Origin of the sequence: Streptomyces sp. NPDC020917 (assembly GCF_044333795.1) — a bacterium.
Classification (GTDB): Bacteria; Actinomycetota; Actinomycetes; order Streptomycetales; family Streptomycetaceae; genus Actinacidiphila.
This window is the reverse complement of the sequence record NZ_JBIRRR010000012.1, coordinates 240,977-265,505: the sequence shown is the minus strand read 5'-3', so window position 1 is coordinate 265,505 and position 24,529 is coordinate 240,977. Positions and strand designations below refer to the sequence as shown.

The window sequence follows — 24,529 nt, the reverse complement described above, 5'->3', positions numbered from 1 at the left end:
CCGGTGTCTAGAGGGTGGGGGTACCTCCCAGGCGAAGCTCTGGGGGAGCGCGCAGTGAGCGCAGCGAGCGAGCACGATCGACCGGCAGACACCGGGCCTAAGGGCCCGGAGGCGAGAGGCCGGCAAAAAAGGGGACTACGGCAACCAAGAGTTCGGCGCCCGGCATCCGTCGCGCCACCTCCGCGTACGGCCTGCGCCCCTAGCGTGAGCCACCCCGACGTCCTCTTCACGGAGCCCTCATGCACGACCGTCCCGCCGACCGCGACGGGGCCGCCGCCGCGCCGGCCGCCCCGCACCACGACGACCCCGCCGCGGCCGATGGCCGCGCGGAACACGCCGCGAGCGCCGCGCACCCCGCACACGAATCCGGCTGCGCCTGCCCCACCACCGCCGACCTCGACGGCGACGGCATCGCGGCGGCCAGCCGCCGTACCTTCCTGCGGGGCGCCGGCGTGCTCGGCGCCACCGCCGCCGCGACCGGCCTGCTCGGCGCCGCGCCGGCCTTCGCCGCTCCGGGAGCACCGGGCGCCCCGGCCGCGCCCGCCGGTGGGAACGCCGACGACCCGTACGGGCAGACAACGATGTCACCGGCCCCGCGCGGCACCTGGAACCCGGACCCCGACGACCCCCGCTTCACCGTCGTCGTGATGCCCGACACCCAGTACATGTTCGACCAGGACCGCATCCACCCCCGGCCCATGGAGGCGTCGTTCCGCTACGTGCTGGACCCCGCCGCGCGCCGGGGCGGGTACGACGAGAACATCGTGTTCCTCGCGCACCTGGGCGACGTGACGCAGAACGGCCAGGCCGAGGAGTACGCCGCCGCCACCAAGGTGTTCGCCATGCTGGACCGCGCCGGGGCGTCGTACGGCGTGCTGGCCGGCAACCACGACGTGAGCTCGGACGACCAGCGCGGCAGCACCCCGTACCTGGACACCTTCAACCCGGCGCGGGCGCGCAAGTCGCCGAGCTACCACTCGTCCAGCCCGGACGGCTACAACACCAGCCACATCTTCCGGGCGGGCGGCCGCAGTTGGCTGCTGCTGTCGCTGGACTGGCGGCTGTCCGACAAGGGCTTCGCATGGGCGAACGCCGTCATCAAGGACAACCCGACGCTGCCGGTGATCGTCACCACGCACGAGATCGTCGGTTCCGACGACGACGGCACGGCCGGGCTGTCCGGCTACGGCCAGCAGATGTGGGACCGGCTGATCAAGGACAACGACCAGGTCTTCCTGACGCTCAACGGGCACTACTGGCCGCCCGGCAGCACGGTGATGAAGAACAGCGCCGGCAACGACGTGCACCTGCACATCACCAACTACCAGGACCGGTACTACGGCGGCACCGGCATGATCCGCTCCTACCGCTTCGACCTGAACCGCGGGCGGATCGACGTCACGACGTTCTCGCCGTGGATGCGTGAACTCGCCGCGCAGGGCGAGCTGAACACGCTGGCCGCGCAGGAGCTCGAGCTGACCTCGCCGGTCGACACCTTCTCCATGGAGATCGACTTCGACCGGCGCTTCGCCGGCTTCGCGCCCGTGCCGCCGCGTGCGGAGCGGCCCGCGCGGCGGATGGTGGTGCCCGGCACCCTGGCGTACTGGCGGTTCGAGGGCGGCGCCGAGGGCGGCGACGTCGCGGCGAGCACGGTCGTCCGCGACCAGGCGGGCCACGGCAACGACCTGGTCGTCCAGCAGGCGCCCAACTCGCCCGCGCACGCGCTGACCTGGACCGGCGACCACCACCCCGACCAGCCCGCGCACGGCAGCCTGGTGCTCGCCGGCCAGGGCAACCCGGTCAGCGGCGCGTACTTCCGCACCGTGGACTCGGCGCCCCTCAACTCCGAGACGTTCGCCCGCGGTTACACCTTCGAGGTGTTCTTCAAGGTGCCGTCCGACTGGGACGGCGGCCACAACGGCTGGTCGGCGATGCTCAGCAGGGGCGGCAGCGCGGGCAAGGCCGGCAAGGGCGGGCCGACCAGCACCGCAGAGGAGCCGGTGCTGACCCTCAGCCTGTCCAGCTCGATCGAGCTGCAGTGGAACGCCTACCCGCTCAACCTGCCGGGCGCGACCACCGCGTGGAGCCACCTGCTGCAGCAGGAGGAGTGGTGGCACGTGGCGGTCGTCAATGACGGCCGGGTCAGCAAGATGTACGTCAACGGCTGCGAGGAGGGCCGGAACCCGTCGACGCCCGCGGTCGGCCTGACCTCCCTCGGCCTGCCGTTCCTGGTCGGCGGATACGAGTGGAACGGCGCGATCGACCAGGTCTTCCACGGCACGATCGGCGACATCCGGATCGTGGACCGACCGCTGCCTATCAGCCAGTTCATGAACGCACGGTAGTCGTCCGTGCGGCCGGGCTCCCATACTCCTATGCGGCATTGGCTGCCCGGCCGCGCGGCGCACACCTGCCGTTCACGCGGCGGAGAGACGGTGCCGCGTGGATCACGGGCGCTCGGCGCCCACCGCCCGGGGACGGTTCCCCGGGCGGTCCGCTCCCCCATGTCTGCGAGGACAGCATGTGTCTTGACGGGTACTGCGAACACAACGCCGACGAGCTCGACGCCGACGCGGCGGGCGGGCCGGCGGCGGACGGCACGGGACCGGGTGTCGGCCGCAGAGGGCTGCTGATGGCCGCGGCCGGCGCGGCAGGCGCGGCGGCCCTCACCCTGGGCCCGGTGTCGTTCGCCTCGGCGGCCGACGAGCGCTCGGCCGGCGGCAGCACTCCCCCGGACGGCACGCAGGTCAGCAGGACGGTGACCGGCCACCTGGAGACCGGTGCCGCGGACTTCGTGTACCTGCCGGTCGAGATCCCGCGCGGCGTGCAGAAGATCGCCGTCTCGTACTCCTACGACAGGCCCGCCGTGCCGGCCGGCACGCCCGCCAACTCGTGTGACATCGGCGTCTTCGACCAGCGCGGCACCCAACTGGACAGCCAGGGCTTCCGCGGCTGGTCCGGCGGCTTCCGCACCTCGTTCGAGATCAGCAACAGCGAGGCCACGCCCGGCTACCTGCCGGGTCCGGTCTCGGCCGGCACCTGGAACATCGTCCTGGGCCCCTACCAGGTGGCGCCGCAGGGCCTGAACTACCAGGTGCAGATCACCCTCACCTACGGTCCCGACGGCCCGGACTTCGTCCCGGCCTACCCGCCGCAGCGGGCCAAGGGCCGGGGCCGCGCCTGGTACCGCGGCGACTGCCACCTGCACACCGTGTACTCCGACGGCAAGCGGCTGCCGTCGGAGGTCGCGGCAGGGGCGCGCGCCGCCGGCCTGGACTTCATGGTCACCACCGACCACAACACGTCCTCGTCGCACGGCGCCTGGGGCCCGTACGCCGGCCAGGACCTGCTGATCGTCACCGGTGAGGAGATCACCACCCGCAACGGCCACTGGCTCGCCCTCGGCCTGCCCGCCGGCGAGTGGATCGACTGGCGCTACCGCTCCCGCGACGACGCCTTCGACCGCTTCTCGCGCAAGGTGCACCGCTCCGGCGGCCTGGTGGTGCCCGCCCACCCGTACTGCCCGTACATCGCCTGCCAGTGGAAGTTCGGCTACGACGGCGCGGACGCGGTCGAGGTGTGGAACGGTCCCTGGACGTACGACGACGAGTCGGCGGTGGACACCTGGGACGCCCGGCTGGGCGAAGCGGTGCGGACCGGGAAGAGCTGGCTGCCGGCCATGGGCAACAGCGACGCCCACAGCGAGCCGCAGGTCATCGGCCTGCCGCACAACGTCGTGCTGGCCGATGACCTGGCCACCGACTCCGTGCTGGCCGGCATCCGGGCCGGCCGCAGCTGGATCGCCGAGTCCTCGGCCGTGCAGCTGACTTTCACCGTGACGGGCGGCGGGCGGCAGGCCGGGATCGGCGAGACGCTGTCGCTGCCGGCCGACGCGCCGGTCGACGTGCGGCTGGACGTGGCGGGCGTGCCCGGCGGCACCGTGCGGTTCATCACCGACGAGGGACAGATGCACCAGGAGTCGCTGCCGGCCTCCGGCACCGGCACGGTCGTGTGGCGCACCACCACCTCACTGGCGGCCTACGTGCGGGCCGAGGTCCGCCACCCGATGGCCGACGGCACCCCGGGCCGCGGCAACACCATGGGCCCGGACCTGATGTGGGGGCCGATGGCCGCGCTGACCAACCCGGTGTTCCTGGACCGCCAGAAGGGCTGAGGTCCGCCGGGCGGCCCGGGCCGGCGGAGCCTCCGTGCCCCCGGCCCGGCCGCCGCGGACACCGCCCGAGTGGCCTCCGTCACTCCGCAACCGGGAATGGTTCGGGATGGGTGAAAGCTGAACCAGACACTTGGGCCGCGGTTCCCTCGGACCCCCTTGTGACAAGGAAGTTGATCGCATGTACAAGAAGATCCTCGCCGCCGTCGACGGTTCCGAGTACGGCACCGCCGTGCTGGACACCGTGGCCTCCCTCGCCAAGCTCAGCGGCGCGAGCGTCCATGTCATCCACATCCGGCCCGACCAGGTCGTGGCGGGCGGCATCACCGCCGGCGTCGTGGTGTCCACCGAGGAGGCGGACGAGAGCCGCACCCTGGTGAACGAGGCGGTGGACCGGCTGCGGTCCGAGGGGATCACCGCCGAGGGCGAGGTGGACGAGGGTCTGCGCGAGGAGCTGGCGGCGATCCTGGTCGAGCGGGCCGAGGCCCTCGGCAGCGACCTGATCGCGGTCGGCCCCGGCCACTACCGCGGCATATCCGCCTTCCTGCACGCGAGCGTGAGCAGCGGCGTCGCCAAGCACGCCCCGGTCTCCGTCCTGCTGGTCCGCGGCCAGGCCTGACCCGGCCCGTCCCGTAACCGCCCCGGCATCCGGCCGCCGGGCACTCGTGGCAGCACGAGCGCCCGGCGGTTCCGCGTGTCGGGACCCGCACCGATGCGGCGGTTCCCGACGGCTGAACGGCCTTCCGGTGAACGGCACCTGACAGACTGGGGGCGTCACGCACCACGGACCCCGGGGGACCCATGCGTCGTTCTGCCGCCTTGACCACCCTGACCGCCGTCGCCGCACTCGCCCTCGCGGTGTCCGGCTGCTCCGGAGACGGAGGGGGTGACGACGGCGCGGGCACGCAGTCCCCCTCGGCGAGCGCCGGCACCAGCACCGGCGCGCCCGCCGATCCCGGCGCGCAGCAGCGCTATCTGGCCACCGCGCACCGGCTCCCCGTCTCCGGAAGCGTGAAGCCGGTGGACGCCGACCTGCTGGCGTACCCCCAGAGGTGGTGCGGCGAGCTGGGGCTGGGCCACGACCTGGCCGGCACGTTCACGCCGGGCACCGTGGTCTACCCGATGGGGTCGCGGTGGATGCTCCAGCCGGTCGACGCGCGCAAGCTGCTGGCAGCCGGAGTCGCGTCCTACTGCCCGCAGTTCAGCGGGCAGGTCGCGAAGATGCCGGCCCCGGCCGCCACGCCCGCCACGTCGTCCGCGCCGACGTCGAAGCTGACCGGCCAGTGCCGTTTCCTGACCCTGGACGAGGTGGCGGAGGCGACCGGCACCCGGCCGTACGAGGCCACCGAGAGCATGGGCTTCTGCCTGTACCTGGCGGACATGGCGCGCACGGCCGTCTCGGTGGCCTTCGGCAGCAGGGCCACGGACATCGGCACGGGCAAGTCCGTTTCGGGGGTCGGCGGGGAGGCTCGCTGGGACGCGAACGAGCGATCCCTCAACGTGCGCACCCACGGCGGAGTCCTCTCCGTCCAGATCGGCCCGGCCTCCACCACCGCGGACGCCCGGGGCTCGGCCGTCTCGCTGGTGCGTGAGGCGGAGCGGCGGCTGCCGTAGCCCGGGCTGGACCGGGGCGGCGCCGGCGGAAGGAGCACGGAGCCGCGGAACGGTGCCGGGTGACCGTGCCGGGACGCGGTGTGCCGTGGCGCTGCGGCAGGCGACGGCCGGTAGTGTGCCGGGGCGCGGGCGGACGCCCAGGCAGGGGCGCGCGTGCGCAGCCGTCGGCAGTCGCGCCGCCGGAACCGGCCGGGAGGCAGGAGGAGACGGCGGATGAAGTGGACGAGCCGTTTGACGGTGCGCCAGGCCGAGGGCGACCGCTTCCTCCTCCGCCGCCGCGCACGTGCCGTGATCGACCCGTCCTTCGGTGACCCGCGGCTGGCCGCGATCCGGGCGGCGGCCCTGGAGGGCGCCGGTCGGTGGCCGCTGATCCACGGGCATCTGAGCGCCGCCGGCGGGGACGCGGAGGACCTGACGTTCCTCGTGGCGGGACTGCACACCGTCGCCGGCCTGGAGCGCTGGATCGGTGAGGTGGTGGCGGCCGAGCCGGGAGATCCGCTGCCGTTGCTGGTGTCGGGCGCCCGGCACGTCGGGTGGGCCTGGCAGGCCCGGCCCCCGCTCGCCGGCGGCCAGGTGTCGCAGGAGCAGCAGAAGGTGTTCCGCGCGCGGCTGGAGATCGCCGAGGAGCAGCTTCTCGCGGCGGCGGAGGCAGCGCCGCACTGGGCGGCCCCGTGGCATTTCCTCCAGGTCAGCGGGCGCGGCCGGGACGCCGGGCCGGAGATCTCCGAGCGCCGGTTCGAGGCGGTGCGCAGCCGTTCACCGTTCGACGCGGCCGGGCACCGCGAGCGCCTGCGGCAGTTGCTCCCCGAGTGGGGCGGCACGCACGAGGAGGCCCTGGACTTCGCCCGCCGTTCGGTGCGGGCCGCGCCGGCCGGCAGCCCGCTCGGCGAACTCGTCGCCACCGCCTGCCTGGAGGGCTGGCGGGAGCGCGGCGCCGACCCGGACTCGGTGTTCATGGCCCGCCCCGAGGTGCTGCGCGATCTGCACGAGGCCGCCGACCGTTCGGTGCGGCACCAGGACTTCGTGCGCCGCCTGGACTGGCCGCTGCCCTTCAACACGTTCGCGATGGCCTTCGTCCTGTCCGGCGACCACGCGTCCGCGCGCCGCATGTTCGCCGCGCTGGGCAGGCAGGCCACGGAGACACCCTGGCGGTACCTGGACGCCCGGTCGCCACTGGTCCCGTTCCTCGAATGGCGCGCGCGGGTCAACCGCTGAGGCCGGCGGGGGCCACCAGGAGAGCCGGCTGAGGGCCTTCGGCTGACCGCCGGCCGAGCGGCACCGGACCTCACCGCACCGATCCCCGGCCGTCCCGCCGGCGGGCTGACCCGCGTCGTCGTCGCGGCCGGGGATGGGTCCGCGCCCGCACACCGCCGACGCGTGCCGCTTCCAGCCCGGCGGCGGCCGGCACGTCCGGCTGCTCGGTCAGCAGCCAGTAGCCGAGGCGCCGCAGCCTCCACGAGGCTCCCACGTCAGGGCCCGTTACTGGCGAACGCGCTCAGCGCTGGGCGCCGCGGCGATGCCCGTCCTGGCGGGCGCCAGGGGCCCGGCGGTCCGGGCGCGCGGTTGATCGGTTACCGTAGAAAGCGCTTGCCATGGAGGCAGGCTCCCTGAACTCCCTGACGGAGGGCACGTGGTGCGAGTGAGGGCCCATGCCGCGGCCGGGCGCGCCGGCGCGCGGTGAGCGCCGCTTCGGAGCCGGTGGGCCGCACCCCTGACGCGGCGCGCACGGGGGCGCGCGGACCGGGACGGCAGGAGTCCGTGGCACCGGTCGGCTTCGCCGTCCTCGGCGTCGACCACCCGCACGCGCTGGGCATGGCGGCGGGCCTGCTCGCCGCGGGGGCGGTGTGCCGCGGGTACTGGACGCCGGACCCGTCGGCCGGTGCGGCCCGGGCGTTCGCCGAGCGCTTCCCGCAGGTGGCGGCCATCCCGTACGGGCAACTGGTCGAGGATCCGTCGACGGCCCTGGTGGCGACCGCGGCCGTACCGGACCGGCGTGCGGGGATCGCCGTCGACGCCATGCGGAACGGCAAGGACGTGCTGACCGCCAAACCGGGCTGCCTGACGCTCGACGAACTGGCCCTCGTCGAGCGGACGCGGGCGGAGACCGGGCGCCTGTGGTCGGTGTGGTTCTCCGAGCGGCTGGCCTCGGCCGCGACCGTCCGCGCCGCGCGGCTCGTGGCCGAGGGCGCGGTCGGCCGGGTCGTGCACGTCCTGGGCCTCGGGCCGCACCGGCTGGACGCGCCGACCCGTCCCGGCTGGTTCTTCGACGCCGAGCGGGCCGGCGGCATCCTGGCCGACCTGGCGGCCCACCAGGCCGACCAGTTCCTCCAGATCACCGGTGCCGACCCGGCGCGGGTGCGGGTGGTGAGCAGTGCGAGCGGCAACCTCGGTCATCCGGAGCATCCCCGCTTCGCGGACTTCGGCGACGTCGTGCTGGCCGCTCCGGGCTGCCGCGGCTACGCCCGGGTCGACTGGTTCACCCCCGACGGGCTGCCGACCTGGGGCGACGGCCGCCTCGTCGTCACCGGCACGGACGGCTACCTGGAGGTGCGCAAGTACGTGGACCTCGGCGGGCGTCCGGGCGGTGACCACCTCTTCCTCGCCGACGGCGCCTCGGTGCGCAGGATCGACTGCACGGACGTGCCGCTGACGTTCTTCCCTGACCTGCTCGCGGACGTCGCCCACCGCACCGAGACCGCGCTGCCGCCGGGCCGCGCGGCGGCGGCGACGGCACTCGCGCTGCGCGCCCAGCGGGACGCCGAACCCTGCGACTCCCCCGCGCCGCAGCCGGGTTGAGGCTGCCGTCAGGCGGTGGGCGCCGGACGCGCGGGCGGCAGCAGGGGCGCGAGCGCCGTCCGCAGGTCCGACGCCTCGCGGAAGTGGACGGCGGACATGCCGGCCGTGCGCGCCGCCTCCGCGTTGGCCGCGCTGTCGTCCACGAACAGGCACCGCCCGGCGGGCACGCCCGCGCGTTCGGCGGCGATGGCGTAGATGGCGGGGTCGGGTTTGGCGACGCCGACCCGGGCGCTGTTGACCACGTGGTCGGCCAGGTCGTCGAGGCCGAGGAGCGCGAGGTCGTCGTCGAGCCACAGGGTGGCGTTGGTGACCAGCACGACGGGCAGGGTGCCGCGGACCTGCCGGATCATCGCCAGGACCGCCTCGTCGGCGCGGGCGGGCGCGCGGGTGAACGCCTCGGCCAGTTGCCCCGCCCGGCTCTCCGCGACGTCCGCCGCGAGCGCCCGCGCGATGGACGCGGCCCATTGGTCGCGGGTCAACCGTCCGAGCAGCAACGGCAGTTGGCGCTCCGGACCGAAGGCGACGCGCAGCGTGGTCCCGGGTTGGAGTCCGGCCTCCAGCTCCAGCCGGTTCAGCTCGCGGTGGTCGAAGAAGCGGATCACACCGTCGATGTCGCAGAGCAGGGCGTCGAACGCGCGGGAGGTCATGGCCGTCGATCCTGCCAGACCCGGCCGGACGAGCGCGCTGCGGCGGCGCGCCGGGGTCACCACCCCGTCCCGGCCGGGCGACCCAACCCGGCACCGGGCCCCGGCACCGCGCCGCCGGCCCGCGGCGGGGAGGCTGCGCGGGGACGGAGGCGCGGTGCGGGATGGGGGCCTGCCGGGCGGCGCGGGCCGCACGTGCGGCGCACGACGCGAGTTCGGGGCGCGTCGTGCGTGTGCGGCGCACACCCGCGCGGGGCCCGGGACCGGACGAGGGATCAGGCGGCGGTCCCGCCGGCGAAGTCGCTGTTGAACGTGGTCTCGACGGTGGTCGCCACCGACTGGGCGACCCCGGTGCCGGTGAGGATCAGGCCGAGTTCCCGGTTGCTGCTCAGCGAGTTGCTGCTGATGTTCATCGAACCGGCCTCCACCTGCTGGGTGGCCAGGCCGTAGTCGGCGACCATGGCCTTGGCGTGGATGTAGAAGCCGTTGGGGTCGGAGTACCCGACGACCTTGCCGCCCGCCGCCTTGATCGCGGACACCTGGCTCGCGTAGCTGGACGGCGTCTCGAGCACCACGCGGACGGCCACCCCCGCCTTGGCCCGGGCCACGATCGCGTTCACCACCGTGCTGTCGCTCAACTCCAGTTCCTCGACGTCGAGTTTCGACGTGGCGCCGTTGACGACGGTCAGCAGCCGGTTGCGGGAATCGGTGGGCGACCAGAGCAGGTGGTCGCCGTCGGTCGGGGTGATCGAGGTGCCCGCGTAGTCCGCGTTGAAGACCTTCTCGATCGAGGCGACGTCGCGGGTGTCGTCGTCGAACACCCCGTAGTCGCGGCTGGTGGTGTAGTACTGCGAGGTCAGGTTGCCGGTGAGGATCAGCGACTTGGCGCCGTCCACCGTGATCGTCTTCTGGTGGGTGTAGACGAACGCCGCCGGGGACCACACCACGCCCACGCCCGCCGCCGTGAGGGAGTTGTACGCCGCGTTGTTCTGGGTCTTGTGCTGGCGGTCCAGGACGACCCGGACGGTGACGCCCTTGTTCTTGAGGGCTATCAGGTCGTTGACGGCCGTGGTGTCCTCCAGCTCGTACATGGTCACGTCGAGGGAGCTGGTGGCGGAGTTGACGAAGTCGTAGATGGTGGGCTCGCTGCCGCTCTGCGCGAACGCGAACGCGGTGTAGCTGGCGGCGTTCGCGGGGACGGCGGTGGCGATGACGGCGGCGGCCGCCGCTACGGCGACACCTGCGCGGCCGAGGACCTTCGACAGCATGCGTGACTCCTAGTCAGTTGACGCCCACCGGGTGTGGCGAGCGTGTGCATGACACCACGCGCGTAGACCGCGGGAAAGGGCGGAGTCGTGAACAAGTCGTGACCGTCGGCCCAGCCAGCGGACATTCCGGACTCCGCGCAGGTGAGGACGGTTCACGCAATCCCCGCGAGATCGCAAAATCTTCGTATCCGCCGGGCGGGAGCACCGGCGCCGGGGTCACGCGCCCCCACTGCGCCCACGTCACGCGCCGTACCTACGCCGGCTCGAAACGTGCCGCGCCTCCCGGACGGCCCCGGACGGCCGGCACCGCCCGGGACGGTCACGGCTCAGGACTTGGCCGGCTCCGTCACGCCCAGCCACCCGGACACGGCGGCGTGCCAGCCGAGTTGGAAGCGCGTCGCGGCCCCCACGGACTCCATCAGCCGCTGCAGCCGGCGCTGCACGGTGCGGTGGCCCATGCCCAGTTGCCGGGCGATGGCGGCGTCGGTGAGCCCGACGTGGAGCAGGGCGACGATCTTCCGGTCGACGGCGTCCAGCCGCCCCGGGTCCTCCTCCGACTCCGGTTCCGGCTCCGGGGCGTCGTCGGACTGCTCCCGGCCGTCGGGGCTCAGCCGCCAGCCCTTCTCGAAGTACTGCTCGAACAGCGCGATCAGCGCGGTCAGCAGCCCGCCGCGGTGCACGACGACGGCCGCGGGCTCGCTCGCCCCGTCCCGTTCCGGTTCCAGGGACAGCAGCGCGATGTCGCGGTCCGCGATGAGCAGCTTGGTGGGCAGTTCGTCGATCACCGAGACCTGCTGACCGCGCGCCGCCACCGCGGCCAGCGATCTGGCGGACGCGGCCTCCTCCAGGCAGGCGCGCTCCACCACCGTGCGCAGCAGAACACCCCTGCGCAGCAGGTCGCGTTCGACCTCGACCAGGTTGTCCTGGTAGGTGATCACGGAGTCCGGGCGGGGGGCCGGGATGAGCGCGCGGATCTCGTCACGGGCGTCGCGTTCCATCGCGACCAGCCAGTGGCGGATCGCCCCGGCTCCCGACACCACCTCGACCGGCGCCGATGTGCCCCGGGCCTGCGCGGTGCGGTGGCGCTCGGCGAGGTCGGTCAGCAGGTACTCGACGCGGTGCAGGGCGGCGCGCCGGGACTCCAGCAGCGGCCCGAGGGCGAGGATCGGCGGCGAGGCCCGGTACCGCTCCCCCGTCCCGTCGCGCACCACGCCCGCCAGTCCCCGGTCGACGAGCGCGTCGAGGTTGCGCCGGGTGCTCTCCTGCTGGGCGTCGGAGGACGCCAGCGCTGCGGCGTCACTGTCGGGGTGGTCGACCAGCAGCCGGTACACGGCGTCCTGGTCCGCGTCGAGTCCGAGCAGGGTCAGCAGCGACGGGTCCGGGGTCTCGGGCTGCTGCGGATTCGGCCCGGTCAAGGGCCACACTCCCCTCCGTCCGCCTGCCGTGGGCGACCACCGCAGGGGACCGTATGCGGCGACGCTTCTGGGGCGCCTGTGACGGTCGTTGACAGACTGTCAGGGGTTCCAGTCCCGGTCACGGTGCTCGCATGGCGCATCAGCGACTTGGCGCGAATGCGCCCTGGTGCCCCGGCCCCGTCACTTCGCGCTCGCGCGGCCGGCGCACGCCGGCCGGGGGCGCGGCCTCCGGCCGATCTCCCGGTCCGCCGACGGCGGTCGGTGCCCGCCGGCCTACGGACGCAGCGCCTTGAGGGCCTTCGCCGCGCCGGGAGCGCCGAGCCGGACGAAGACCGGGGTGGCGCCCAGCGGCGTCGGGTAGCCGGTGAGGGTCGCCGGTCCGTGGACGGCGCGCCCGCCGTTGACGTCGTACCAGGTGCCCGCGGGCAGGTGGACGGTCCTGCTGGTGCCGTCGGCGAGCTGCGGTGCGGCGAGGACGGCCGGGCCGAGCATCCACTCGTCGGTGATCGTGTACGCCGCCTGGTCCTGAGGGAAGTCGAAGAACAGCGGGCGCATGATCGGGTCGCCGGTGGCGAGGGTGTGCTGGACCTGGTCCCAGATGTACGGCGCGAGCCGTTCGTGCTGCTGGATGGCCGCCCGGTACAGGTCGATGGTCTGCTGGTCGTAGACCACGGGCTTGCCGGTGGTGCTGTCGACGGTCTCGACGGGTGAGGTGGAGGCGTACATCAGCGGCATCAGCGAGGCCGACTGCGCCCACCGCACCAGGACGTCCTTGGTCGGCGGGGCCTTGCGGGTGGAGCCGCCGATCATGTCGGTCTCCACGAAGGGGTAGCCGATGGTGGAGATCGCCAGGTTCTGCGTGACGGACGCCTGCAGGGACTTCCAGTTCGTGCCCTTGTCGACCTGCCGGGTGACGAAGCCGGCCTGGTGGGCGTTGCCGGTCCAGTGCACCCGCACGCCGACGCCCTGCAGGTCGAACTGGTCGGCCAGTTCGGCGCCCAGCCGCTGGTAGTCGGACTGCGCGTAGCCGGCGTCGGGCGTGCAGTGCTCGTCGAAGAACCGGGTGTCGAACTTGAACCCGTCGATGCCGTAGGTGCTCATCAGCGTCCTGAGGTTCCCGACGTACCACGCCTTGGCGTCCGGGTTGGCCAGGTCGACGATCCCCGCGGTGCCGTTCCACCAGGAGACGGTGCACGGCTTGGACGGGTCGGCCGCGGACTTCAGCAGGTAGCCGTGGTCCACCGCGTACTGGTAGTTGACCGAGTCCAGGTTGATCCAGAGGGTGACCCACAGCCCGAAGTCGTCGCCCATGGCGTGCAGTTTGTCCGACAGCCCCTTGGGGTCGGGGAAGGTGGCCGGGTTGAAGGTGAGGTTGCCGTACTCCGACTCCCACCGGTCGTCGAGCTGGATGGTGTGCCCGTCCAGGCCGTTGTCGTGCAGTTCGGTGGCGTAGGTCAGCAGCTTCTGCTGGGTGACGCTCGTGTAGTACTGCGCCCAGGAGTTCCACAGCGGCTTCGCGTACTGCTCGTACGTGGCGTCGCTCTTGGCGGGCTTGCCGACGATGCCGATGTAGTCGCGGTAGACGTCCAGCGGGGTCGACTCGACGAAGACGGACGCCTTGTAGGTGGCGGCGGAGTCGACGGTGAACAGGCCCAGTCCGTCGTGGCCGCCGTTGATCGACACGTCCATGCTGTCGCCGGTGTCGACGCGCAGCCCGGTGGCCGCGGAGGTGTACCAGAACGGGTCGATCATGTTGTAGGACGCCGGTCCGAAGCCGGGGTGGACCACCTGGCCGCTGTCCAGCGGCCACGGCTCGTCGGTGGCGGGTCCGCCGTTGGGCGTCGTGGTCTCGCCGTGGCCGTACCAGTGGCCGGCCGACGCCAGGTCGTAGGCCAGGCCGAGTTGGTCGGCGCTGCCGCCGGAGACGTCCCAGTCGAGCTGGTAGCGGTCGGCCTGGGGGGTGATGCGCGCGGTCACCGTGGCGCCGGCGAGCGTGGAGTCGGCGGTGACGGTGAGCACGCCGCCCTGCCAGCTCCAGCCGGTCACGGCGGTGGCGTGCTGCCACTGCCCGCCGGAGCGGAAGCGCAGGGCTCCGGTGTCCGCCGGTGCCGTGCCGAGCACCGTGCGGCCGGCGCGCTGCGTGGTGAGGGCGAGTGCGCCGGTGGCCACCTCCAGCCGGTAGCCGGGCGCGTCCGCGCTGCGCGGCTCCGTCACGACGACGGCGCCGCCCTCCTGGCCGACGCGGGCTTCGGCGGGTGCCCCCTGCGCGGCCGCGGCCGAGGACGGGGGCTCCGGGGACAGGAACGTCCCGGCCACGGCGAGCAGGGTGGCGGCGAGCAGAGGGCCGCGGAGGGTGCTCCATCGTGCGTGCACGCGTCTTCTCCCACGGAGGCGGTGATGAATCGCTGAGCGGTGATGCAAGATCCTGAGCGATCAGTGTCATGCTCACGCAGCAATCGGCAGGTGTCAACGCGGCCTGCGGAAAGGGGGGTCGGAATGCGTCACCGCCGCAGCACGGCGCGGGCCTGCACCGCCGTCGGCTGAAGCGGCTGGTAGCCCTGCGCGAGCAGCTCTGCCGTGACCGTCAGGGACCCGCGGGCGGGGCCGCCGGCGACGGTGAACGGCGTCCGGTACGCGCCGTCGGGCCCGAGGTCCACCGCGGCCGAGGGCGTCACCACCGCGGACAGCGTCCCGCCGGCCCCCGCCGTGAGCGTCACCGGCTTCCCGTTCGCGGTCACCGTGAGGTCGCGCGGGGTCAGCCCGCCGAGGGCGGAGAACACCAGCCGGGTGCCGACCGCCGTGTAGAGCGGACCGCTCCGCGGGCTGCTGAACGTCACCGACCCGCCGAGCGGGCCGCCCTTCCCGCCGCGGCCCGAACCGCCGCCCGGGGCGGCCGTGGTGACGATGCGGCCCTGCGCGAGGGTGCGGCCGGTGGTGAACTCGTGGACGGTGCCGTCGACGGCGATGTTGTCGACGTAGGTGTCCAGGCTCTCGCGCGCGTCACCGAGCCGGCCGACGTTGGCGATCACACCGATCGCCCCATCGCCGTCGGCGGTGCAGGCGGCGGCGTAGGCGCTCAGCGGGTGGCTGCTGCCGGCCGCGAACGGGCCGACCGTGCGCGAGGTCGCCCACTGCGAGGACGGACCGGCGACGAAGTGCCGCCAGGTGTCGGTGACCGCGCCGGTGCGCCCCTGGGCGTCGGCCTCCCGCTGCGGCTGGAAGCTGAGGGTGGTGAACGCGCCCCGGCAGAACGACGGGAGCTGCAGGTTGGCACCGTAGGCGACGGCCGACGGGGTGGACGTCCAGCTCCTGACGTACATGTCGTACGACGGCGGCAGGGACAGGATGCTGCCGAACGGCACCTTGCGGTTGAAGTAGTGGGCGGCCTGCGCCTGCTGGGCTTCGGTGCCGCCGGCCACGGCCAGGTGCAGGCTGCCGTCGAACCGCGCCGGGTCGGCGAACGGCGCCACCTGCTGGACGCCGGCGGGCCGGCCGTCGTCGGACGCGCCGTCCTGGAGCCGCAGCCACGGACCGTCGGGACCCAGGTCCCCGCCGGTCACCTGCTGGATGGCGTAGGCCGTCGCGCGTGCGGGGGCGGCGGACCCCAGGAGGGGGACGGCCGCGACGGCCGCGGCGGCGGCCGTCGCGGCGAGGGTGGCGATCAAGCGGGACATGTCGGCTGAGCTCCTGTCAGCAGGGCGGTGGACGCGCAGCAGATCGGTCCCACCGGCACGCCGCGACGACGCCTGCCGCGGCCGATCTCACCCGGACGGCCCGCCACCTGCACGAACCCGGCCGCGGCCCGGGCCTGCGCCCGGACCGCGGCCGCGGCTCACCCCTCGGTGCCGCCCGCGTCGCCGTCCTTCTCGCCGGTGACGATCCGCCGGATCACCGCGAGCGGCAGCTTCGGCGAGCCGTCGGCGAACAGCAGCCCGTTGGTCTCCTGCGCGGTGTCCCGGAACTGCGTGTAGCAGAAGCCGGCGACCAGCGGGCTGTCGCGGAGCGCGCCGAACAGGTCGGCCAGCAGCGCCGCGTACTGCGTGTCGGAGCTGGTCCTGGTGTAGGAGAAGTCCCCGTCGTCGGCGCGCAGCGACAGGCCGCCGAACTCGGTGATCATCAGCGGCACCCCACCGGAGCGGTACCGCTCGGTCTGGGCGGGGGTCACCGCCAGCACGCGGCCCTGCGGTCCCGGGCCGTCCAGCACGGCGGCGAAGCCGGCCGCGTCGCCGTAGCGGGCGGTGAGCACCCCGGGGTCGGAGGTGTAGTCGTGCACGCCGAGGATGTCGCTGTCGGTGTGCTCCCAGCCCTCGTTGGACAGCACCGGCCGGCTGGGGTCGACGGCGCGGGTGAGGTGGGCCAGCGCCAGCGAGAAGTGGCGCTGCGCCGGGTCGGACGCGATGTCGGACGCGCCCCAGCTCTCGTTCATCGGCACCCAGGTGACGACGGAGGGATGGCTGCGGTCGCGCCGGACCAGGTCCAGCCACTCGCGGGTCAGCAACTCCACGGCCTGCGTGCCGAACTCGTACCCGGCGGCGGTCTCGCCCCACACCAGCAGGCCGAGCCGGTCGGCCCAGTAGAGGAAGCGCGGGTCCTCGGCCTTCTGGTGCACGCGGACCGCGTTGAAGCCCATCGCCTTGATCAGCTCGACCTCGCGCCGCAGTTCGGCGGTGCCGGGGCTCGCCAGCAGCGTGTCGGGGCGGTAGCCCTGGTTGAGGACCGAACGCACCGGGTACGGGCGGTCGTTCAGCAGGAAGGCGCCACCGCCGACACCCGCGCTGCGGATCCCGGTGTAGCTGTCGACCGCGTCCACCACCACGGCGTCCCCGCTGCCGCCGGGGGCGCGCACCACCACCCGGGCCTGGAGCAGCGTCGGCCGTTCCGGCCGCCACAGCAGGTCCTCGCGGTCGATGCCGTTGCGCAGGGCGGGGATCACCACGTCGATCCGGCTGCGCGGGGTGCGCACGTCGGTGGAACTGGCGGCGAGCAGCTTCCCGTCCAGGCTCAGTTCGACGTCCACGGTGAGCGGTCCGGCCGGCGGCTCGGCGAGCGTCACCTCGGCGGTGACGCCGCGTGCCGGGTCCGGGATCCAGGCCAGGTCGGTGATGTGCTGGGCGGGCACGCTCTCGGCCCACACGCTCTGCCAGATCCCGGTGGTCCGCTCGTACCAGACCGCGTGCGGCCGCGGCTGCCAGTCCTGCTTGCCGCGCGGCTGGGCCAGGTCGGCCGGATCGTCCTGCGCCCGGACGACGAGGACGTGCTCGGCCGCACCGGGCCGCAGCGCGTCGGTGACGTCGGCGGTGAACGGGGTCTGGCCGCCGACGTGTTCGGCCACCAGCTGCCCGTCGAGCCAGACGCGGGCGCGGTGGTCGACGGCGCCGAAGTGGATCAGCGCGCGGTCGCCGGGCCGGGAGCCGGCCGGGACCAGCACCTCGTGCGGGATGCGGCGGCGGTACCGGACGACGGGGTGCGGGGCGGTGTCGCCGATCCCGGAGGCCGGGGACTCCGGCGGGAACGGCACGGTGATCCGGTGGTCGAACGGCCCGCCGCCGTCCTCCTCGCCCTGCGCGGCCGGGGCCGCGGTGCCGGCGTCGCCGAACCCGAACTCCCATACGCCGTCCAGGCTCTCCCACCGCGGGCGGCGCAGCCCCGGCCTGGGGTACGCGCCCTCCTCCGCCGCCTCCCGCGCGGCGCCGGAACCCGCTCCCGGGCCCGCCGCCTCGCCGCTGTTCTCCCCCGCGCCCTGCACTGTCGCCCCCACGGGTCCTCCTCCGGCCGATCCGGCCTGGCCGTGCGTCGCGTTCCTATAATCGAAGCCCTGTCATGATGAGTGATCGTTTGCAACGATGCAAGACCGGTGTGGCCGGACCGGCCGGCACGCGGCGTCCCGTTCCGCGCGGCGGGAGCGGCGGATGCGGCAGACTCCGGGTACCGGCGCGAGGGAACGCGGGGAATCGCGAGGGAAAGGGGCCGACCGTGGCCAGGGTGCGGATGCGGGATGTGGCCGAGCATGCCGGCGTGTCGGTGCGGACCGTCTCCAATGTGGTCAGCGGCTACGCCCATGTCAGCCCGACCACCCGCGAACGGGTCCAGCGGTCGCTGGACGAGCTGGGCTACCGGATGGACTTCCTCGCCAAGGGGCTCCGCTCCGGCCGCACGGGCTTCATCGCCCTCGCGGTGCCGTTCCTCGCCGAGCCGTACTTCGCCGAACTCGCCCAGGCCGTCGTCCACGCGGCCGCCCGCCGCGGGATCACGGTGCTGGTCGAGTCGACCGCGGGCGACAGCGAGGTGGAGCGCCGCATCCTCGGCGGGGGCCTGACCAACGTCGCCGACGGCGTGCTGCTGAGCGCCCTGACGCTGCCCGCGGCCGACGTGGGCACCGCCGTGCCCGACTTCCCGCTGGTGATGCTGGGCGAGCACAGCGTCGGCGACCACCTGCCGCGGGTCGGGATCGACAACGTCGCCGCCGCCAGGATCGCCGTGGCCCACCTGGTCGACCAGGGCTGCCGGCGCATCGTCGCGCTCGGCCGCAACGACAGCGAGAACGGCCGCCAGCGCACCGAGGGCTACCGCCAGGCGATGTCGGAGGCGAAGGTGCGGCGGGTGAACTGGCTCGTCGTCCCGGTCGAGGACTGGACGCGCGCCAGGGGCTACGCCGCCGTCCAGGAGCTGCTGGAGGGCGACGGGCCGCTGCCGGACGGCGTCTTCGCGTTCAACGACGCGCTGGCGGTCGGCGCCCTGCGCGCCCTGGACGCCTCGGGGGTGCGGGTCCCGGAGGACGTCGCGGTGGCGGCCATCGACGACATCCAGGAGGCCGCGTACACCCACCCGCCGCTCACCTCGATCGCCCCGGACCTCGACGCGATCGCCGAGCGCGCGCTCGACCTGCTGGAGCTCCAGGCGAACCGCGACCCCGAGGCGGGCGGTGAGACCGTGCCGGCCGGCCTGGAGCCGACGCCGTTCCGGCTGGTGGTCCGGGCGTCGTCCCTGCACCGGCCGCCGGCGGGCTGAACCCCCGCCGCACGGGCCGCCGCATCGGCGGCCCGGTGGCCGAACTCGCCCTTCGTGCCTCCTCATTGGGGGACTCCCCGCTCTCCCGGCAGGGCTCCCGCCGCCGCGCGTGCGCGCTCCCGCGGGCCCCGCCTCCCCCGCTCCGGCGGCCTCGCGCCCGGGGTTCCACGGGCTCGTGTCCGCGCTATTGCATCGTTGAAAATCCTGTGTCATGGTCTCGGCCATCGAGTTCACATCGATGTAAACGAGGTGGGTCCTCCATGGGCAGCGCGATGGCACGCCGGCGTTTCCTGGGCCTCGGCGGGGGTCTCGCCCTCAGCGGTGCCCTGGGGGCGTGTGCCTCCCCGGTGGTCTCCGGTCTGACGGGTGCCCAGCCGAACACGGCGGACGTGATCTTCTGGAACCTGTTCACCGGTGGCGACGGCGCCAACATGGTGCTGATGGAGGACGCCTTCCGCAAGGCCCACCCCGGCGTGACGGTCGAGGCGACCGTGCTGAGCTGGGGGAACCCCTACTACACCAAGTTGGCGCTGGCGACGGCCAGCGGGACCCCGCCCGATGTGGGCATCGCCCACCTGTCGCGGCTGCCGCTGCTCGCGGCCTCCGGCCTGCTGGAGCCGGTCGCGGACACCGGGGTCGCCGAACTCGGCGTCACCGCCGACCGGTTCACCCCTGCGGCGTGGCAGAAGGCCACCGTCGGCGGCACCGTGTACGCGGTACCGCTGGACACCCACCCGTTCGTGCTGTTCTACAACGAGGACCTGGCCCGCAAGGCCGGCCTGCTGAACAGCGCGGGCGACGGCCTGAAGGCCATGAACGGCAAGGACGACTTCCTCGCCGCGCTGAAGGCGATGAAGGACGCGGGCGCGCAGTACGGCGCGGCGATGTCGATCACCGCCGACCCGTCGACCGCGTGGCGCTGCTTCAGCATGGTGTACTCGGGCCTGGCAGGCCCGATCGTCACCGACTCCGGGACCAGGATCAGCATCGACGACGAGGCGATGCAGGAGTCGTTCGCCTTCCTGCGCAGCCTCACCTCCGGCGGCCTGATGCCCGGCACCCTGACCGGCGCGGGCGCCAACGCCCTGTTCTCCACGGGCAAGGCGGGCTTCCTGTTCGACGGCGAGTGGCAGATCCCGTCCTACCGGCAGGTCAAGGGCTTCCGCTTCAACGTCGTGCCGTTCCCCGCGCTGCTGGGGCCGAAGCCGGTGGCGTACGCCGACTCGCACGCGCTGATCGTGCCGCACAACCCGAACCGCTCGGCCGGGCGCACGGCGAACGCGGCGCGGTTCGTCAAGAGCCTGCTGGACGACAGTGCGGTGTGGGCGCAGGGCGGCCACGTCCCGGCGTGGCTGCCGACCCAGCGCAGCAAGGCGTTTCTGGACCAGTCCCCGCAACGCAACTACGTGCAGGCCGCGTTCAGCGCCGTGTACGACCCGGCGGCCTGGTACACCGGCGCCGGTTCGGACTTCCAGGGCACCATCGGCGCCACCGTCATCGAGGTCCTCGCGGGGCGGGCCGGCCCGAAGACCGCGGTCGCCGCGATGCGTTCGGACCTCAAGCGGTACACCACGGCCCGACCGCCGGTGACGATGAAGGAGGCATCCCGATGACGACCGTCGCCTCGACGCGGCCGGCCCGCGCGGCGTCCCGGCCGACCGCGGTGGAGCAGCGGGCACCGGGCTCGGAACGCCGCGCCGGACTGCTGCTCAGCGCGCCGTTCCTGGTGATCTACCTGGTGTTCGTGATCGGCCCGCTGGTCGTCGGCGCCGTGGTCAGCTTCTTCAACACCACCACCGTCAAGAGCGGCCTGGGCGCCTGGGTGGGCCTGTCCAACTACACCAAGGTGTGCGGCGATCCGCTGTTCTGGCAGGCGATGTGGCACTCGGTGCTGTTCACCCTGTTCACCACGCCGCCGCTGGTCGTGCTGGCGCTGCTGTTCGCGGTGCTGGCGGCCCGGATCCGGCGCGGGCGGGTGTTCTACCGGATCGCCTTCTTCGCACCGTACGTGGTCCCGTCGTCGGTGGTGGCGCTGATCTTCCTGTGGATCTACACCCCGCAAGTGGGCCTGGCGCCGAAGGTGTTCAGCGCGGTCGGCCTGCCGGTGCCCGACTTCATCGGCAGCACGGCGGGCGGCTGGACGGCGGTCACGCTGATGACGCTGTGGTGGACGTTCGGCTTCAACTTCGTGCTGTACACCGCCGCGATCCAGGACGTCCCGGCGGACGTCTACGAGGCGGCGGCGATCGACGGCGCGGGGCCCTGGCAGCAGATCCGCTTCATCACCGTCCCGCTGCTGGGCCGCACCACCAGCCTGGTCGTCATCCTGCAGATCCTGGCCTCGCTGAAGGTCTTCGACCAGATCTACCTGCTGCTCAGCGGCGGCCCCAACCAGTCGACCCGGCCGGTCATCGAGTACATCTACGACACCGGCTTCACCTCCTACCGCGGCGGCTACGGCGCCGCGGCCACCCTGATCTACTTCGCCGTCATCGTCGCGATCTCTGCGGCCTGGTACGGGCTGCGCCGCTGGCGGGCCACCCGAGCGGCAGCCTGAGCGGAGGACACCGTGAGCACCGTGACCACCCGTACCCTGCCGCGGTCCGGCGCGGACCCGAGCGCGGCGCGCACCGTCGACCCGGTGAAGCTGTTCAACCGGCTGTGCGCGACCTGCATGACCCTGTTCGCACTGATCTGGCTGGTGCCGTTCGTCTGGGCGCTGGTCACCTCGCTGCGCCCGGACGGCTCGATCACCCAGCACCCGACGTCGCTGTTCGGCGGCGGCTGGTCGCTGCACGCCTACCGCTACGCCTGGGACAACTACCCGATCGGTTCGTGGTACCTCAACAGCCTGGTGATCTCGGCGCTTTCGGTGCTCTTCACCGTGGTGCTGTGCTCGATGGCCGCGTTCGCGCTGGTCTTCCTCCGCTTCCGTGGCCGGGCGGCGATCATGGCACTGGTCACCGCGGGGCTGATGCTGCCCAGCGAGGCGCTGGTGCTGCCGCAGTTCATCGAGTACCGCGCGTTCCACCTGCTCGGCACGTACTGGGCGCTGGTGCTGCCGTCGGCGGTCGCGCCGGTGTCGGTGTTCGTCTTCCACGCGTTCTTCCGCGGCATCCCCCGGCCCCTCATCGAGGCCGCGCGGATCGACGGCGCGAGCTGGTGGCGGGTGTACGCGACCGTGGCCATGCCGATCTGCCGGCCGGCCGCGGCCACGGTCGCCATCCTGACGTTCATCACCTCGTGGAACGCCTTCCTGTGGCCGCTGCTGGTGCTCAACCAGACCAAGTCGCAGACGATCCCGGTCGGTCTGGCCTCGCTGGTGAGCCCCAGCAACATCCAGTACGCGGAGGTCATGGCCTCCTCGGTACTCGGGTTCCTGCCGCTGGTGGCCGTGTTCCTGATCTTCCAGCGGCAGATCGTGCAGGGCATCGCCACCACCGGCATCCGGTAGCCGGCCTTCGGGAGCCGGAGCGGCGAGCCGGTGGGCGGCGGGCGTGGCCGCGCGCGTCAGCGGGAGCTGTCGCGCGCGGGGTCGTCGACGGTGGGCAGTTCGCCCTCGCGGTGGGCACGGCGCAGGTCCTGCAGATAGGCGCGGGAGCACATCGCGGAGAGCTGGGCGACGCCGCCGCGGTGGATGCGGATCTCGCCGTCCGCGACCGTGCCCGACAGCACCAGCCGGCGGGTGCTCGCGCCGGTCGCCGCGCTGCCGTCCTTGACCTTGCCGCGGCCGGTCCAGGCGAGGTCCCACTGGTCGACCGCCACGTCCTCGGGCAGCAGCAGCTTGACCATGGCGCCGGCCAGGTCGGCGCGGACGGTGACCGGCTCGTCCCAGCCGATGTGCGGCGACCGCAGGTCCAGGACGACCGAGGAGCGCCGGGCGCGGACCTCGAACGCGGTGGCCTCGGTCCAGTTGCCGAGGTGCTTGACGGTGGTGTGGTCCGCGTGGATGCGCTCGGCGGACACGAGCGGTGTCGTGGTCTTCATGGCATTGATAGTCACACTGCAACTAGTCTCATGTCAACTAGTTTCGCCGTGACGTAGAGCCGCTAGACTCGTCGCCATGCGCAGCTCTCCCCTCGCCCTCACCGTCCTGTCCCTGCTGCACATGCGGCCGCTGCATCCCTATGGCATCCAGCGGCTCATCAAGCAGTGGGGCAAGGACGAAGTCGTCAACGTGAGCCAGCGCGCGAGCCTGTACCGGACGATCGACCGGCTGCTCGACGCCGGGCTGATCGCCGTCCGCGAGACGGAGAGGGACCAGCAGTACCCGGAGCGCACCGTCTACGAGGTCACCGACACGGGCCGGCAGACCCACCGCGCGTGGCTGGAGGAGATGCTGGCCGAACCCCGCGCGGAGTACCCGGAGTTCCCGGCGGCCCTGTCCTTCGTGATGATGCTCGCCCCGGAGGAGGCACGGAAGGTGCTGTCGCAGCGGGCCGGGAAGGTCCGCGGGTCGATCGCGGCCCTGGACGCCGCGGCGGACCAGAGCGCCCAACTCGCCCTTCCCCGCGTCACGATGCTGGAGGACGAGTACCGCCGCGCCGTGCTGGCCGCGGAACTGGCCTGGCTGGACGCCGTCGCCGACGACCTCCACTCCGGCGCCCTGGCCTGGGACTTCGAGAGCCTCGCGGCCCTGGCACAGGCCCAGGACTAGCCGCCGTCGGCGTCGTCCCCCGCGAGGACCGGCAGCGCGAGCAGCCGGGCGACCGCTGCCCGGACCTCCTCGTCGTCGAGGACCGCCCGGCAGTCCGCCTCCGAGGACAACCGGCGGTCGCTGTCGTGCAGCCGGAGCAGGGCGGCCCGGGCGGACGGAGTGGTCCGGCCGATCCGGCCCAGGGTCTCCAGCGCCTCACGCAACAGGTAATCTGGGAACCCGCACGCCGAGCTGCCGCCACGGCACCTCGTCCAGGCCGTCGAGCCGCAACTCCCCCACCTCCCCGGCCGCGTGGGCCGCGCCGGCCACCGGGCGTGCCGCAAACTTCGCGACGGCCGGCGGCCACTCCACGGGCACGCGCAACACACGCCGGTGCACGGTACGCCGGGGTGCCGCGGGCGGCATCCGGGTTTCCGCCGGTGCGAACGCCGTATCCTCGGCGGCCGCGTGCGGTCACCGGCGGGCCGTCAGGCGCCGGGGTCGGCGTCCGCGAGGTTCACCGCGATCCGGTGGTCGGGGCGGCCGTCCTTGGCCAGCACGGAGTGGGACGCGGCGACGGCCCGGTAGAGCCGCAGCTCGCCGCCGGGTGCGACGTCCGCGGGCGTCCACACCTGGCCGCCGTGGGCCACCGAGCGGCGGGAGAACGCCTCGATGCCGCGGGCCGCCGCGTCGCCGTCGGCCGGTCCGGCCACGGCGGGCATGTAGACGCCCTGCCCGGTGCCGATCTCGGCGTGCGAGTCGAAGACGGCGATGCCCACCTCGGGACGCGCCGCAATGTTGTGCGAGTGCGTCGCCTCGGGCGAGGAGACCCAGAAGAACTCGGAGAAGCCGATATGCGCGAAGTAGACGGGCGAGGCCCACGGGCGGCCGGTCGCGTCCGCCGTCGACAGGACGAGGTAGCGGTTGGCGTCGAGGATCTCCCGTACGGTGGCGGCGCCGGGGCGGCGGGCGTCCAT

Annotated in this window: 20 protein-coding genes; 11 read left to right on the top strand and 9 right to left on the bottom strand. The window is 73.4% G+C overall.

Translation table 11 applies throughout. From position 1 onward, the window contains the following. The first annotated feature begins 239 nt into the window (after positions 1–239). From ACH4TG_RS25210 to ACH4TG_RS25185, 6 genes are all read left to right on the top strand, one after another. Positions 240–2,345, top strand: coding sequence for a LamG-like jellyroll fold domain-containing protein (locus tag ACH4TG_RS25210; RefSeq protein WP_398244749.1), 2,106 nt, complete (start codon positions 240–242; stop codon positions 2,343–2,345). Positions 2,346–2,632: 287 nt separating this feature from the next. Further along, positions 2,633–4,174, top strand: coding sequence for a CehA/McbA family metallohydrolase (locus ACH4TG_RS25205; protein ID WP_398244765.1), 1,542 nt, complete (start codon positions 2,633–2,635; stop codon positions 4,172–4,174). Positions 4,175–4,352: 178 nt separating this feature from the next. Beyond that, the gene (locus ACH4TG_RS25200) at positions 4,353–4,790 is read left to right on the top strand and encodes a universal stress protein (protein ID WP_398244748.1); all 438 of its coding nucleotides are present in this window, start codon (positions 4,353–4,355) and stop codon (positions 4,788–4,790) included. A gap of 200 nt (positions 4,791–4,990) precedes the next feature. Then, entirely contained in the window at positions 4,991–5,785 is a 795-nt protein-coding gene (locus ACH4TG_RS25195; protein ID WP_398244747.1) for a hypothetical protein, read from the top strand. 213 nt (positions 5,786–5,998) lie between these two features. After that, entirely contained in the window at positions 5,999–7,000 is a 1,002-nt protein-coding gene (locus ACH4TG_RS25190) for a hypothetical protein (protein WP_398244746.1), read from the top strand. Between the two features lie 543 nt (positions 7,001–7,543). Further along, positions 7,544–8,581: a Gfo/Idh/MocA family protein gene (locus ACH4TG_RS25185; protein ID WP_398244745.1), complete on the top strand. Its 1,038-nt coding sequence runs from the start codon at positions 7,544–7,546 to the stop codon at positions 8,579–8,581. A gap of 8 nt (positions 8,582–8,589) precedes the next feature. Here ACH4TG_RS25185 and ACH4TG_RS25180 read toward each other — a convergent pair whose 3' ends face one another. The 6 genes from ACH4TG_RS25180 to ACH4TG_RS25155 form a co-directional block, all read right to left on the bottom strand. Then, positions 8,590–9,228, bottom strand: coding sequence for an HAD-IA family hydrolase (locus ACH4TG_RS25180; RefSeq protein WP_398244744.1), 639 nt, complete (start codon positions 9,226–9,228; stop codon positions 8,590–8,592). A 272-nt stretch (positions 9,229–9,500) separates the two neighbouring features. Further along, on the bottom strand, positions 9,501–10,493 hold the full coding sequence (locus tag ACH4TG_RS25175; protein WP_398244743.1) for a phospholipase D-like domain-containing protein: 993 nt from the start codon (positions 10,491–10,493) through the stop codon (positions 9,501–9,503). 326 nt (positions 10,494–10,819) lie between these two features. Further along, a complete protein-coding gene (locus tag ACH4TG_RS25170) occupies positions 10,820–11,908 on the bottom strand; it encodes a helix-turn-helix transcriptional regulator (protein ID WP_398244742.1) in 1,089 nt (362 codons plus the stop codon). 273 nt (positions 11,909–12,181) lie between these two features. Beyond that, the gene (locus ACH4TG_RS25165; RefSeq protein WP_398244764.1) at positions 12,182–14,077 is read right to left on the bottom strand and encodes a glycoside hydrolase family 31 protein; all 1,896 of its coding nucleotides are present in this window, start codon (positions 14,075–14,077) and stop codon (positions 12,182–12,184) included. 332 nt (positions 14,078–14,409) lie between these two features. Then, on the bottom strand, positions 14,410–15,582 hold the full coding sequence (locus ACH4TG_RS25160; RefSeq protein WP_398244741.1) for a hypothetical protein: 1,173 nt from the start codon (positions 15,580–15,582) through the stop codon (positions 14,410–14,412). 158 nt (positions 15,583–15,740) lie between these two features. Beyond that, the gene (locus ACH4TG_RS25155) at positions 15,741–17,666 is read right to left on the bottom strand and encodes a glycoside hydrolase family 2 protein (RefSeq protein ID WP_398244740.1); all 1,926 of its coding nucleotides are present in this window, start codon (positions 17,664–17,666) and stop codon (positions 15,741–15,743) included. A gap of 215 nt (positions 17,667–17,881) precedes the next feature. On the opposite strand from ACH4TG_RS25155, the gene ACH4TG_RS25150 reads away from it, so the two are divergent. From ACH4TG_RS25150 to ACH4TG_RS25135, 4 genes are all read left to right on the top strand, one after another. Then, positions 17,882–18,916, top strand: coding sequence for a LacI family DNA-binding transcriptional regulator (locus ACH4TG_RS25150; RefSeq protein ID WP_398244739.1), 1,035 nt, complete (start codon positions 17,882–17,884; stop codon positions 18,914–18,916). 260 nt (positions 18,917–19,176) lie between these two features. Then, positions 19,177–20,529, top strand: a complete 1,353-nt coding sequence (locus tag ACH4TG_RS25145) for an extracellular solute-binding protein (RefSeq protein WP_398244738.1) — start codon at positions 19,177–19,179, stop codon at positions 20,527–20,529. Continuing rightward, a complete protein-coding gene (locus ACH4TG_RS25140; protein ID WP_398244737.1) occupies positions 20,526–21,473 on the top strand; it encodes a carbohydrate ABC transporter permease in 948 nt (315 codons plus the stop codon). Before ACH4TG_RS25145 ends, ACH4TG_RS25140 begins: the two co-directional genes overlap by 4 nt. A 21-nt stretch (positions 21,474–21,494) precedes the next feature. Then, entirely contained in the window at positions 21,495–22,370 is an 876-nt protein-coding gene (locus tag ACH4TG_RS25135; RefSeq protein ID WP_398244735.1) for a carbohydrate ABC transporter permease, read from the top strand. A gap of 56 nt (positions 22,371–22,426) precedes the next feature. Here the strand turns inward: ACH4TG_RS25135 and ACH4TG_RS25130 are convergent, their stop codons facing one another. After that, complete coding sequence (locus ACH4TG_RS25130) at positions 22,427–22,903, bottom strand: hypothetical protein (RefSeq protein WP_398244734.1); 477 nt, start codon at positions 22,901–22,903, stop codon at positions 22,427–22,429. A gap of 76 nt (positions 22,904–22,979) precedes the next feature. On the opposite strand from ACH4TG_RS25130, the gene ACH4TG_RS25125 reads away from it, so the two are divergent. After that, the gene (locus ACH4TG_RS25125; RefSeq protein WP_398244733.1) at positions 22,980–23,573 is read left to right on the top strand and encodes a PadR family transcriptional regulator; all 594 of its coding nucleotides are present in this window, start codon (positions 22,980–22,982) and stop codon (positions 23,571–23,573) included. Here ACH4TG_RS25125 and ACH4TG_RS25120 read toward each other — a convergent pair. Further along, complete coding sequence (locus tag ACH4TG_RS25120; protein WP_398244732.1) at positions 23,570–23,776, bottom strand: hypothetical protein; 207 nt, start codon at positions 23,774–23,776, stop codon at positions 23,570–23,572. The two genes, ACH4TG_RS25125 and ACH4TG_RS25120, sit on opposite strands and share 4 nt — an antisense overlap. Before the next feature lie 264 nt (positions 23,777–24,040). Then, positions 24,041–24,529: a pyridoxamine 5'-phosphate oxidase family protein gene (locus ACH4TG_RS25115; RefSeq protein ID WP_398244731.1), complete on the bottom strand. Its 489-nt coding sequence runs from the start codon at positions 24,527–24,529 to the stop codon at positions 24,041–24,043.